This is a genomic window from Streptomyces sp. CT34 (genome assembly GCF_000805335.1).
GTDB lineage: Bacteria > Actinomycetota > Actinomycetes > Streptomycetales > Streptomycetaceae > Streptomyces.
The window spans coordinates 4,314,334-4,326,161 of the sequence record NZ_KN708638.1; the positions used below are offsets into that span (position 1 = coordinate 4,314,334).

Annotated in this window: 9 protein-coding genes; 2 read left to right on the plus strand and 7 right to left on the minus strand. The window is 73.7% G+C overall.

Annotated features, from left to right (window positions below; genetic code table 11):
- Together RZ84_RS18855 and RZ84_RS18860 are read right to left on the minus strand one after the other, a co-directional pair.
- The coding region (locus RZ84_RS18855; RefSeq protein WP_241777760.1) for a LysR family transcriptional regulator at positions 1-740 on the minus strand (740 nt) is incomplete at its 3' end.
- A gap of 278 nt (positions 741-1,018) precedes the next feature.
- Complete coding sequence (locus RZ84_RS18860; protein WP_078894675.1) at positions 1,019-2,557, minus strand: MFS transporter; 1,539 nt, start codon at positions 2,555-2,557, stop codon at positions 1,019-1,021.
- Positions 2,558-2,793: 236 nt separating this feature from the next.
- Between RZ84_RS18860 and RZ84_RS18865 the strand changes: the two genes are divergently transcribed.
- Positions 2,794-3,852: an Lrp/AsnC family transcriptional regulator gene (locus RZ84_RS18865; protein ID WP_052230509.1), complete on the plus strand. Its 1,059-nt coding sequence runs from the start codon at positions 2,794-2,796 to the stop codon at positions 3,850-3,852.
- Positions 3,849-4,532 carry a rhomboid-like protein gene (locus RZ84_RS18870; RefSeq protein ID WP_043265284.1) on the plus strand — a complete coding sequence of 228 codons (684 nt, stop codon included), beginning with the start codon at positions 3,849-3,851 and terminating at the stop codon, positions 4,530-4,532. Before RZ84_RS18865 ends, RZ84_RS18870 begins: the two co-directional genes overlap by 4 nt.
- Here the strand turns inward: RZ84_RS18870 and RZ84_RS18875 are convergent.
- The 5 genes from RZ84_RS18875 to RZ84_RS18895 all read right to left on the minus strand — a co-directional run bounded on the left by RZ84_RS18875 (position 4,523) and on the right by RZ84_RS18895 (position 11,770).
- Positions 4,523-5,344: an HAD family hydrolase gene (locus RZ84_RS18875; protein WP_043265285.1), complete on the minus strand. Its 822-nt coding sequence runs from the start codon at positions 5,342-5,344 to the stop codon at positions 4,523-4,525. The genes RZ84_RS18870 and RZ84_RS18875 overlap by 10 nt on opposite strands.
- Positions 5,341-6,630 carry a serine--tRNA ligase gene (gene serS / locus RZ84_RS18880; protein WP_043265286.1) on the minus strand — a complete coding sequence of 430 codons (1,290 nt, stop codon included), beginning with the start codon at positions 6,628-6,630 and terminating at the stop codon, positions 5,341-5,343. The genes RZ84_RS18875 and serS overlap by 4 nt, the downstream gene beginning before the upstream one ends.
- A 639-nt stretch (positions 6,631-7,269) precedes the next feature.
- Positions 7,270-8,196 carry a prephenate dehydratase gene (pheA, locus tag RZ84_RS18885; RefSeq protein ID WP_043265287.1) on the minus strand — a complete coding sequence of 309 codons (927 nt, stop codon included), beginning with the start codon at positions 8,194-8,196 and terminating at the stop codon, positions 7,270-7,272.
- 113 nt (positions 8,197-8,309) lie between these two features.
- Positions 8,310-9,716 (minus strand): iron uptake transporter deferrochelatase/peroxidase subunit, encoded by a 1,407-nt coding sequence (gene efeB, locus RZ84_RS18890; protein ID WP_078893922.1) that lies wholly within the window; start codon positions 9,714-9,716, stop codon positions 8,310-8,312.
- Positions 9,716-11,770 (minus strand): copper resistance CopC/CopD family protein, encoded by a 2,055-nt coding sequence (locus RZ84_RS18895; protein WP_052230016.1) that lies wholly within the window; start codon positions 11,768-11,770, stop codon positions 9,716-9,718. Before RZ84_RS18895 ends, efeB begins: the two co-directional genes overlap by 1 nt.
- Positions 11,771-11,828: the final 58 nt, after the last annotated feature.

Here is an 11,828-nt window from a genome sequence, read left to right on the forward strand (position 1 = left end):
AGTTCGGGGACGACGGCGGGGCCGACGCCGAGTTCGGCGAGCAGCAACGCGGTGTCCCAGTCGGCGACGCTGGTGGTGCTCGGCGGCGGAACCTGGCCGGAGTCCTGGTGGCCCAGGTGGCCGTCCAGGCGCATCCGGGAGGTGGAGTTCTCCGGGAGCTGTATGAGGCGCAGGGCGGTCAGCTCGTCCGGTTCGATCCGCTCGCGGGTGGCGAGCGGATCGCCGGCGGGCACCGCGAGCACCCAGGGCAGGCCGATCACCGGGTGCTGCTCGATGCCGCGGACGGGCCGGCCGATGGTGATCCAGGCCAGTTCGGAGCCGCCGTCCGCGACCGCCTCGAAGCAGCGGCGGCTGGAACTCTCCGTGTGGAACTCCAGGTTGACGTGCGGGCGCCGGGCGCGGAAGGCGACCACCGCGTCGGACATGAAGTGCCGGACGGTCGTGGCGCCGGTGGTGACCCGGACCGTACCGCCGTCGCCCTCGCGCATATCGGCCAGCCGGCGCAGCGCCAGGTCCAGTGCGCCGAGTCCGTCGGTGGCGGCGCGGTGCAGGATCCGGCCGGCCCCGGTGGGGGCCACCCCGCGCGGCCGGCGCTCCAACAGGCCGATGCCCGCCTCCCGTTCCAGGCGTTTGATGCGCTGGCTGACGGCGGACTGGGTGCAGCCGAGGTCGCGGGCGACGGCGCTGAGGCTGCCCGCCTCGCAGACGGCCACGAAGGCGCGCAGATCGTCGAGTGTCACGCGGTCACGCTATCCCCGATACTTGCCCAACCCTAGCCATTCCTAAGGAGTTTGGAAGGAAACCCGAGGATTGACTTGGGGTTTCCGCCCCGGGACGATCGTTGCGGGACCAGGGCGGCAACCCGGAACCGTCCACGGCCGTACGGTTCCGGGTGCCGACCCGTCCGGTGCCGAACGGTGCCGACCCGTCCGGTGCCGACCCGCCCGGTCCGGCGGGGGGGCCCGCCCGGGCCCGCGGTGCCGCGAGGAGCCCGTGCGGCCTCACCGCCCGGAGCCGGTCACGCTCCTGCCGGAGCCTCCGCATGCGGCCGTTCCCCGCTCTCCGGTTCGCCGCTGCCCGATTCCCCGGTGTCCCGTTCGCCCGCGGGCCCGCCGGTCGTACGCGGTGTGCGCCGGACCACCGCGAGCACCAGCAGCCCGGTGGCCACCGCCACCACCCCGGAGAGCAGGGTGATCTCGCGCAGCCCGGAGAGGTACGCGGCGGCGGGCGTGGCGTGCCCGGGGCCGTGCAGCGCATCGCGCATCGCCTGGCCGAACACCGTCCCCAGTACCGCGATCCCGAACGCGAAGCCGAGCTGCCGGAAGGTGTTCACCGCCCCGCTCGCCATACCGGCCCGCACCGGCGGTGCCGCGCCCAGTGCCGCGGAGACCAGTACCGGCATCGCCGCCCCGATCCCGAGCCCGCTCACCGCGAGCCCGGGGGCCAGCGCGGCCCAGCCCGCTCCGCCGTGGAGCAGCGCGGCGTGCAGCAGCCCGCCCGTGCCGATCAGCAGCAGGCCGATGCCGAGCGGGAGTTGCGGGGCCAGCCGCTGGAGGAACCGGCCGCCCAGCGCGCCGACCAGCAGCGACATCAGCGCCATCGGCGTCACCGCGAGGCCCGCCTGGACCGGGCTCAGCCCCAGGACGTCCTGGGTCCACAGCCCCACGAACGTCAGATACGGGAACGCCGCGGCCTGCATCAGCAGCGCCGCCGTCATCAGCACCGCGAACGACGGCCGGCGCAGCAGCCGCGGATCCAGCAGCGGCTGCCGGATCCGCCGCTCGGCGACGACGAAGACGACCAGCGCCAGCGCGGCGCCCGCCAGCGCGGCCAGGGTCCCGGCCTCCGTCCAGCCGTGCTCGCCGCCGCGCATCAGCCCGTACGTCAGCAGGCCCGCGCAGAGCGTGAAGGACGCGGCGCCCGGCCAGTCGATGCGCCCGGCGCGGTCCCCGTGGGACTCGCGTACACGGCGCAGGGTGAGCCACACGGCGACGGCGGTCAGCGGCAGATTGACCAGGAAGATCGCCCGCCAGTCGACGTATTCGGTGAGCAGTCCGCCCAGTACGGGACCGACGGCCGCCGCCGCCCCGCTGGTGCCGCCCCAGATGCCGAACGCGACACCGCGGTCCCGGCCCTGGTAAGCGGCCATCAGCAGCGGGGTGTTGGTGGCGAACATCGCCGCCGCGCCGATGCCCTGGACGGCGCGGGCGGCGATCAGCACGCCCGCGTCGGGAGCCAGTCCGCAGGCCAGCGAGGCGAGGGCGAAGAGCGCCAGCCCGGCCACGTACAGCCGGCGCCGTCCGAAGAGGTCGGCCGCCGAACCCGCCGCCATCAGCAGCGCGGCCAGCGCCAGTGCGTAGCTGTCCATCACCCACTGAAGGGAGGTGAAGGAGGCGCCCAGGCCGTCGGATATCCGGGGCAGCGCGGTGTTCACGATCGTGACATCGACCAGCAGCATGAAGTTGCCGAGGGTGATGGCGACCAGCGGCCACCACTTCCCGCCCCCGCCCGGCGCCCGGCCGCGCTCTCCGGGACCGCTCTCGGGTGGGTACCGCATGACCATTCCTCCGTTGTCCTCGTCCGTGGTGTTCGTGGCGTCCGGGCCTCGCGCCCGTCGGCGTCCGGGCCTCGCGCCCGTCGGCGTCCAGGTCTCGCGCCCGTCGGCGTCCGGGTCTCGCCCCTCGGTGTCCGGGCCAGCGCCCGTCGCAGGGCCCCACTTTCCGGGCCGCACCCCTCGTCCCCCCAGCCGTCCGGTTCCCTGCGGCGCAATCCGACACGGGTTAGCCTCCAATGGTGAAAACCGACCGGACGGGTCCCGCGGCGGACCGGAAAGCGGCCGGCCCCACCGCCGCCGCGGCCTTCGACGAGCTCGACCTCCGGCTGATCCACGCCCTCCAGGTCGACGGCCGGGCCCCCTTCAGCCGGATCGCCGAGGTGCTCGGCGTCTCGGACCAGACCGTCGCCCGGCGCTACACCCGGCACCGCGGCTCCGGCGCGCTGCGGGTGCTGGGTCTGACCGAGCCCCGGGCGCTGGGCGCGGTCGAGTGGCTGGTCCGGGTGCAGTGCGCGCCGGACGCCGCGCTGCCGGTGGCGGAGGCGCTGGCCCGCCGGCCGGACACCTCCTGGGTCGGCCTGATGTCCGGCGGCACCGAGATCTCCGCGATCTGCCGGTCGGCGAGCAGCGAGCACAGCGATGCCCTGCTGCTCCAGAAGCTGCCGCGCACCCCGAGCGTCGTGGGCGTCACCGCGCACTGCCTGCTGCACGAGTTCTACGGCGGCCCGCAGAGCCTGATCAGCAAGTCCGGCGCGTTGGCGGCGGAGCAGATCGCGGCGCTGAGCCCGCCCCCCTCCCGGATGCGGCCCGCCCCCGTGGTGCTCTCCGACGCCGACCGCCGGCTGTTCGACGTGCTCGCCCGGGACGGCCGGGCGCCGCTCGCCGAACTGGCCACCGCCAGCGGCTGGTCGCCCACCACCGTCCGGCGCCGCCTCGAAGCGCTGCGCGCGGACGGTGTGCTGTATTACGACGTCGAGTATGACCTGCGGCAGTGCGGATTCGGGGTGATGGTCGCCCTCTGGCTGTCCGTCGAGCCCGCCGAACTCGCCGCCGCCGGAGAGGCGTTGGCGGCCCATCCCGAGGTCGCCTTCGCCGGCGCCATCACCGGGCCGCACAACCTCTTCGCGTCCGTGCTGTGCCGCGACACCGGTGAGCTCTACCGCTATCTGACGACCCGGGTCGCGGCGCTGCCCGGCGTACGGACGATGGAGAGCGCGCCGCGCATCCGGCACGTCAAGGGGGCGGGGCCGTTCCTCGCCCCCGCCCCGACCGCCCTCGCCGCCCGGAGCCGCCGATGACACCGCCGCCGATCGGCGCCCTGCTGAGCCGGGCGCGGGACCGGGTGGTCGACTGGGTGCGGTCGACGCCCGGCACCCACATCTGGCTGCTGATCATCGGCGTCACCAGCCTGGTCATCGCCTCCGCCTCCGAGGGTCTGGAGCAGTTCCTGCTGCACCGCAACAGCAGCAACATCCACGAGCTCAACGAGCATCCGATCCCCGCGCTCCTGATCAGCGGCTTCTGGATCGAGCGGCCCGGGTCGTTCCTGGTCTACGCGGTGATGTTCGAGCTGGTACATGCCAACGTCGAGCGCTGGATGGGAAGTTGGCGCTGGCTGCTGACGGTCGGCGCGGCCCATGTCGCCGCCACCCTGGCCAGCCAGGAGCTGGTGCTGCTCGCCATCGAGGGCCATCGGCTGCCGCGCTCGATGACCCATGTCGTGGACATCGGCGTCTCCTACGGGCTGGCCGCCGCCGCCGGCGTGCTGACGTACCGGCTGCCGTCGCCGTGGCGCTACGGCTACCTCGCCGGCGTGCTGCTCTTCTTCGGCATCCCGCTGCTGACCGGTGCGACGTTCACCGACTTCGGTCACGCCATAGCGCTGACCATGGGGTTCGCCTGCTGGCCGCTGACCCCGGCGGCGCGTGGCGAGGAGGCGGCCGAGGAACTGCCGCCGCCCGAGGAGGGTCAGAAGTAGAGCCGCTCCAGCACCACCGCGACCCCGTCGTCCTCGTTGGACGCGGTGATCTCGTCGGCGACGGCCTTCAGTTCGTCATGGGCGTTGGCCATCGCGACGCCGTGCGCGGACCAGGCGAACATGGAGACGTCGTTGGGCATGTCGCCGAAGGCCAGCGTCTCCTTGGCGGTGATGCCCAGCCGGCGGGCGGCCAGCGACAGCCCGGTGGCCTTCGACAGGCCCAGCGGCAGCAGCTCGACGATGCCGGGGCCGGCCACCGTCACGCCGATCAGGTCGCCGGCCACCTGGCGTGCGGCCAGCGCCAGCGCGTCGTCGTCCAGCGTCGGGTGCTGGACGTAGAGCTTGTTGAGCGGGGCCGCCCACAGCTCGGCCGGGTCCTCCATCAGGACGCTGGGCAGCGGGCCTTCCTGGACGCGGTAGCCGGGGCCGACCAGTACATCGCCGGCCAGGCCGTCCCGGCTCGCCGCCAGGAACAGCGGGCCCACCTCGGCCTCGATCTTGGACAGCGCGAGGCCGGCCAGCTGGCGGTCGAGGGTCACCGACGTCAGCAGCCGCTGCTCGCCGGCGTGGTAGACCTGCGCGCCCTGCCCGCACACCGCGAGGCCCCGGTAGTCGAGGGCGTCGAGGACGTGCCGGGTCCAGGGCACCGCCCGGCCGGTGACGACGATGTGCGCCGCGCCCGCCGCGGTGGCCGCGGCGAGCGCCCGGCGGGGGCGCTCGGAGACGGACTCGTCGTGGCGCAGCAGCGTCCCGTCGAGGTCCGTCGCGATGAGCTTGTACGGCAGTGGCGAACCCGCCGGGGAGGAACTCACTTGGCGACGGGCTCCAGCACCTCACGGCCGCCCAGGTACGGGCGGAGCACCTCGGGGACGCGGACCGAACCGTCCGGCAGCTGGTGGTTCTCGAAGATCGCCACGATGGTGCGGGGCACCGCGCAGAGCGTGCCGTTCAGCGTCGCCAGCGGCTTGACCTTCGGCTTGCCGTCGACGGTCTCCCGCATCCGGACCGAGAGGCGGCGCGCCTGGAACTCGTCGCAGTTCGACGCCGAGGTCAGCTCGCGGTACTTGCCCTGGGTCGGGATCCACGCCTCGCAGTCGAACTTGCGGGAGGCGGAGGCGCCCAGGTCGCCGGTGGCGACGTCGATCACCTGGAACGGCAACTCCAGGCCCGTCAGCCACTGCTTCTCCCAGTCCAGCAGCCGCCGGTGCTCGGCCTCGGCGTCCTCCGGCGCGACGTACGAGAACATCTCGACCTTGTCGAACTGGTGGACCCGGAAGATGCCGCGGGTGTCCTTGCCGTACGTGCCGGCCTCGCGGCGGAAGCACGGCGAGAAGCCGGCGTAGCGCAGCGGCAGTTGCTCCGCGTCGACGATCTCGTCCATGTGGTACGCGGCGAGCGGGACCTCGGAGGTGCCGACCAGATAGAAGTCGTCGCGCTCCAGGTGGTAGACGTTCTCGGCGGCCTGGCCGAGGAAGCCGGTGCCCTCCATGGCGCGCGGGCGCACCAGGGCGGGGGTCAGCATCGGCGTGAAGCCGGCCTCGGTGGCCTGCGCGATGGCGGCGTTGACCAGCGCCAGCTCCAGCAGGGCGCCGACGCCGGTGAGGTAGTAGAAGCGCGAGCCGGACACCTTGGCGCCGCGCTCGACGTCGATCGCGCCGAGCAGTTCGCCCAGCTCCAGGTGGTCCTTGGGTGCGAAGCCCTCGGCGGCGAAGTCGCGGATGGTGCCGTGCATCTCCAGGACCGTGAAGTCCTCCTCGCCGCCCACCGGGACGTCGGGGTGGACGATGTTGCCGAGCTTCAGCAGCAGCGCCTGCGTCTCGTCCTTGGCCTCGTCCTGCGCGGCGTCGGCGGCCTTCACGGCGGCGGCCAGTTCGCCGGCCTTCTTCAGCAGTTCGGCCTTCTCGTCGCCGGCGGCCTTGGGGATGAGCTTGCCGAGCGCCTTCTGCTCGGCGCGCAGCTCGTCGAAGCGGACGCCGGACGACCTGCGCCGCTCGTCGGCGGAGAGGAGCGCGTCGACGAGTGCGACGTCCTCTCCACGGGCGCGCTGGGAGGCGCGCACACGGTCGGGGTCCTCACGAAGCAGGCGAAGGTCAATCACCCCACCAGGCTACCGGGGCCGGGAGCCGGCACTCGACGTGATATTCCCGGGCGCGGCAATTTGTCCGTTTTGGGGTTATATATTCCATGGATGGGAATCGTGCCCGGAGGTCGCTCGGGGCGTGTGGGTAACGCATCGTAAGGCCCTGTGGAATTCCCGGGCATTCTCCGAAATGGGGCATTCGCGGCGGGGCTCGCGCCGTCGTCCACGGCTTGCCCCCTGCGTTGTCCACAGGTTCAGGGGGTTCGGGGATTCTTATCCACAGGCTGTGCGTGAGATCTGTGGAAGCCGGAATTGATCATTCTGCACCCGAAATGCTCGGCTATGGATTCTCGGCCCAAACCTCGTTCACGCACTCTTTCGTGTGGGATTACCTCGCCCTAAAGGATTGATCGCAGGAATTGTGCTGACGGGAACCGGGGTGATCCACTGTGTGTGGCTGTGGACGGGTGTGGGGTCACTAGGGAGATATGTCGACTCTGTCCGGCTCTCATGTCGACTTACCCACAGGTCGAGAAGCGGGCCTGTGGATAACTTTGTGGACAACCGTGGAGGGCGGCCGGACCGGAAACGGCGGCATCGCCACGGCCCCGGAAAGCCGCAGGTCGCAGCGCGTGACGTACCGGCAGAGGCGGCCGGTCAGGCGCGGCCGTCGATGCAGCGCGCCAGCCAGTCCGACGCGTCGGTGAACGCCGAGTCGGTCATCTGCGGCCGGACGCTCGCGGTCACCTCGTCCGCGCGCGGGTACGAGCCCAGGAACCGCACGTCCCGGCACACCCGCTTGAGGCCCATGAGGACTTCGCTCACCCGGCGATCGGTGATATGGCCCTCGCAGTCCACGGAGAAGCAGTAGCGGCCGATGCCCTCGCCGGTCGGCCGGGACTCGATCCGCATCATGTTGACCCCGCGGACCGCGTACTCCTGGAGCAGCTCCAGCAGCGCGCCGGGGTGGTCCTCGGCCAGCCACAGCACGACCGAGGTCTTGTCCGCGCCGGTGGGCGCCGCGGGGCGCGCCGGGCGGCCGACCAGGACGAAGCGGGTGGCGGCGTTCTGCGCGTCGTGGATGCCGGTGACCAGCGGTTCCAGCCCGTACGTGGCCGCCGCGAACTCACCGGCGAACGCGCCGTCGTAGCGGCCCTCCTGCACCAGCCGGGCGCCGTCGGCGTTGGAGGCGGCCGACTCCCAGACGGACTCCGGGAGTTGGGCGGCCAGCCACTTGCGGACCTGGGGCTGGGCGACCGGGTGCCCGGTCACCGTCTTCACGTCGGCCAGTGCCGTACCGGGGCGCACGAGGAGGGCGAAGGCGATCGGGAGCAGCACCTCGCGGTAGATCATCAGCGGTTCGCCGGCGGCGAGTTCGTCGAGGGTGGTGGTCACCCCGCCCTCGACGGAGTTCTCGATCGGCACCAGCGCCGCCGCGGCCTCGCCGGCGCGCACCGCGTCGAGGGCGGCCGGTACCGACACCATCGGCACCAGCTCCCGGGTCGCCGCCTCCGGGAGGGTGCGCAGCGCGGCCTCGGTGAAGGTGCCCGCGGGACCGAGATAGGTGTAGCGACTTGCCGACATGGCTGGAGGACTCCCTCGCGTCACTGCGGGGGCAACCCGCCGATCTTCTCCCTGCCCTGTCACGATACCGAGCGCCCCGGTGGCCGGCGGCCCCGTTCCGTCAGGTGGTCCGCTCAGCCCTCCAGCAGCGGCTGCGCCACGTAGGCGCCCGCCTCCGGGGCCGGCGGCACCGCGTACAGGCCGCTCGCCTCGTGCCGCAGGAACGGCGAGAGGGCGTCCCCGCGGTCCAGCTTCCGCTGGATCTGGGTGAAGGCGCGCAGCGGATCGGCCTGCCAGCAGACGAAGAGCAGCCCGGCGTCCGGGGCGCCGTCGTCGCGGAACCCGTCGTGGTACGAGAACGGGCGGCGCAGCATCGCCGCGCCCTGGTTGGACGCCGGGGCGGCGATCCGGGCGTGCGCGTTGGCCGGGATGACCGGCAGCCCGTCGGCGCCGGTCGCGTCCAGCTTCATCGGGGTGGTCTCGCTGCCGCCGGTCAGCGGGGCGCCGGTGTCCTTGCGGCGCCCGATGACCCGCTCCTGCTCGTTGCGGGAGCGCTTCTCCCAGTCGTCGAGCAGCATCCGGATCCGGCGCACCACGGCGTACGAGCCGCCGCGCATCCACTCCTGCGGGGCGTCCCGCCCGACGAAGATCCGCTCGGCGAAGGTCGCGTCCGACGGCTTGGGGTTGTTGGTGCCGTCGATCTGCCCCATGAGGTTGCGGGCGGTCATGGGGTGCGCGGTGGCGCCCGGGGTGCGGTTGAAGCCGTTCATCTGCCAGCGCAGCCGTGCCGCCCCGGCCGCGTCCTTCTGGAGCGCGCGCAGCGCGTGGAAGGCGACCAGCGCGTCGTCGGCGCCGATCTGGATCCACATGTCGCCGTCGCTGCGCTTCGGGTCCAGTGCGTCGGCGGAGAAGTCGGGCAGCGGATCGAGCTGTACGGGGCGCCGGGCGGCCAGGCCGGTACGGTCGAAGAAGCTGTGGCCGAGGCCGAAGGTGACGGTCAGCGAGGACGGGCCGGCGTCCAGCGCCACCCCGGTGTCGGCGTCCGGGGTGCGCCCGGCCATCAGCTCCTCGGCCGTCCGCGACCAGCGGCGCAGCAGCCCGGCGGCCTCCTTGCGGCCGGCCCCCGGCGCCAGGTCGAAGGCGAGCAGGTGCCCGGCGGCCTGGAGCGGGGTGGTGATCCCGGCCTGCTGCTTGGTGCCGTCCGTGCGGAACGCGACCTCGGTCGAGCCGATGGTGGTCAGCGCGGCCGGGGCGTCCCCGGTGGCCGCCGCGACCCCGATGGCGCCGCCGGCCCCGCCGACGACCAGTCCGGCCGCGCCCGCCGCGCCGACCGTCCCCAGGAGGCGGCGGCGGGAGAGCTCCGGGGAGGGCGCGGCGCCGCCCTCGGGGGCGGCGGGACCGTCGGGCCCGGCCTCGTGCCGGCCGTCCCGCTGTTCGCCCACGGCCTTGGCGTCCGCGGGCCGCCCGGCCTTCGTGCCGGCCGGCTGCTTGCCGGGCCTGCGCTGCCCGGCGGACTTCTTGGCGTCCGTCTGCTTGCTCATCAGTCGATCTTCACGTTCCTGGTCTCGGTCACCTGGTCGATGTCGGAGGTCCGGACGAGCAGCGAGAGCTGCCACTGCCCCGGGACCGGCAACTGGACGCCGCTCGCGGTCCAGTGGCCCGTACTGACGTGCCGGAGGGCGACCGGGAGCGGCCCCAGCTTCTGGGCGCCGAGGGTGAAGGAGACCTTCACCTCGGGGACGTCCCTGGTCCTGCCCGACGGGTCGGCGATCCGCAGCCGCAGTTCGTTGCCGCTGCCGCTGCGTCCGGGGTCGAGGTCGAGGCGGGCGCTGCCCTTGCCCTGCGAGCCGCCGGTGTCGAACGGGATGGTCAGCACGCGCGGTTGGTTGGCGTCGGCGGACTGCCCGGCGGACGCGGCCTTGACCGCCTCGGCCGTACGGGCCGGTTCGGTGGTGGTCAGCACGGTGGTCACGCCGAGCAGGACGACCGCGATCGTGGCCTCGGCGAGCACGGAGCGGCGCAGCCCCAGCCGCACCGGGTCCGCGTCGCGGATGCGCTTCGTCCGGGCGGTGGCCAACGCGGCCTGCTGACGGGCGAGTTGGACGGCGCGGGCGGGGTCGGCCGGCGTACCGGACGCGGGCGCCGCGGCCGGCGCGGCGACGGTGACGACGGGCACTGCCGCCGCACCGGCGCCGCTCGCGGACTCCGCCTCGGCCCCGGTTCCGGTCTCCGCCTCGGTTCCGGCTTCCGTCTCGGCTTCGGGATCGGCGGTCCGCGCCGCCTCCCGGACCTCGCCCAGCCGCGCCGTCCACCGCCGCGACATCGCCGCGACGGCCACGAGCACCGCTACCAGGCCCACCTTGACCAGCAGCAGCTGCCCGTAGGAGGTGTCGGTCAGCGCGCGCCAGGAGCCGACCTGGCGCCAGGACTGGTAGACGCCGGTGGCCACCAGCACCAGTACGGAGCCGAAGGCGACCCGGGAGAAGCGGACCACCGCGCTCCGCTCGACGGCCGGGCCCCAGTACAGGGACACGACCAGGGCCGCCAGCCCGCCGAGCCAGACGGCGACCGCGAGCAGGTGCAGGACGTCGACCGGCATCGCGACGGCGGGCTGGAGACCGGTCGAAGCGTGCTCGGCCATCGCCCAGGTCGTGGCGAGCCCGGCGGCCACCAGCACCCCGCCGAGGGAGAGCCCCAGCGTCAGGTCCTTGCGCCGCTTGGCGAGATCCTCGGGGGGGCCGGCGTCCTCGGAGGGCTCGGTCACCCCCTCGTCGACTCCGGCACCCTCGCCGCTTCCGGCACCCTCGCCGCCGTCGCCGTCCGGCGCGTGGGCCCGGGCGTACGCGCCGAAGAGGACCGCCACGAACAGCGCGGCGGCGGCGAGCAGCAGCAGCCGGGAGACCAGCGCGGCGCCCGGCTTGGTCAGCAGGACCTGCTGGAGGCCGGCGAAGTCGAAGACGTCGGCCGGCTTGCCGGAGCCGGTGTACGGGGTGCGCAGGAGCAGCAGCGCGATCGTGGTGCCGGTCAGCAGCGCCCACCCGTGGACGACCAGCCGCTGGACGGACCGCACCCGGGCGGCGGCCGGCCGGCAGGCCACCACGAAGGCCGAGCCGCCGGCCAGCAGCACGAACCCGGCGTAGGCGAGGTAGCGGGCGATGCCGTACAGCGCGCCCACCAGGCCGCCGCCGGCCTCCTGTTGGGGCACCGGGGCGCTGGTCCTGGACGGCGCCCCGATGGAGAAGGTGAAGGCGCCGGAGACCGGGTGGCTGTCCGCCGAGACCGCCTGCCAGGCGACGGTGTACGTCCCGTTGGCGAGCCCCGGCGGCAGCCCCGCCCCGTATTTGACCGTGCTGCCGCTGCACAGGTTGCGCAGCTTGCCGCGGTCCACCCGCTTGCCCTGCGGATCCAGGACGCGGAGGGAGTCGTCGCCCATCGCGACGCCTTCGGAGAAGGTGAGCGCGACCTGCTCGGGGGCGCGGTCCACCACCGACCCCTGCGCGGGGTCGCTGCCGGTCAGCGCGGCATGCGCGGACGCCGGTGCGGCGCCCGCGAACAGCGCGCCGCACAGCGCCGCCACGACGACCAGCAGCCGCAGCGTCCCCGCGGACCGCGGGCCGGACCGCGGGCCGGACCGCGGCGGGCCGGCCGGCCCC

Excerpts from the sequence above, each read along its gene's own strand:
- RZ84_RS18860 (WP_078894675.1), bottom strand. The coding sequence starts at position 2,557 with ATGCGGTACCCACCCGAGAGCGGTCCCGGAGAGCGCGGCCGGGCGCCG.
- RZ84_RS18870 (WP_043265284.1), top strand. The coding sequence starts at position 3,849 with ATGACACCGCCGCCGATCGGCGCCCTGCTGAGCCGGGCGCGGGACCGG.
- pheA (WP_043265287.1), bottom strand. The coding sequence starts at position 8,196 with ATGTCGGCAAGTCGCTACACCTATCTCGGTCCCGCGGGCACCTTCACC.
- efeB (WP_078893922.1), bottom strand. The coding sequence starts at position 9,716 with ATGAGCAAGCAGACGGACGCCAAGAAGTCCGCCGGGCAGCGCAGGCCC.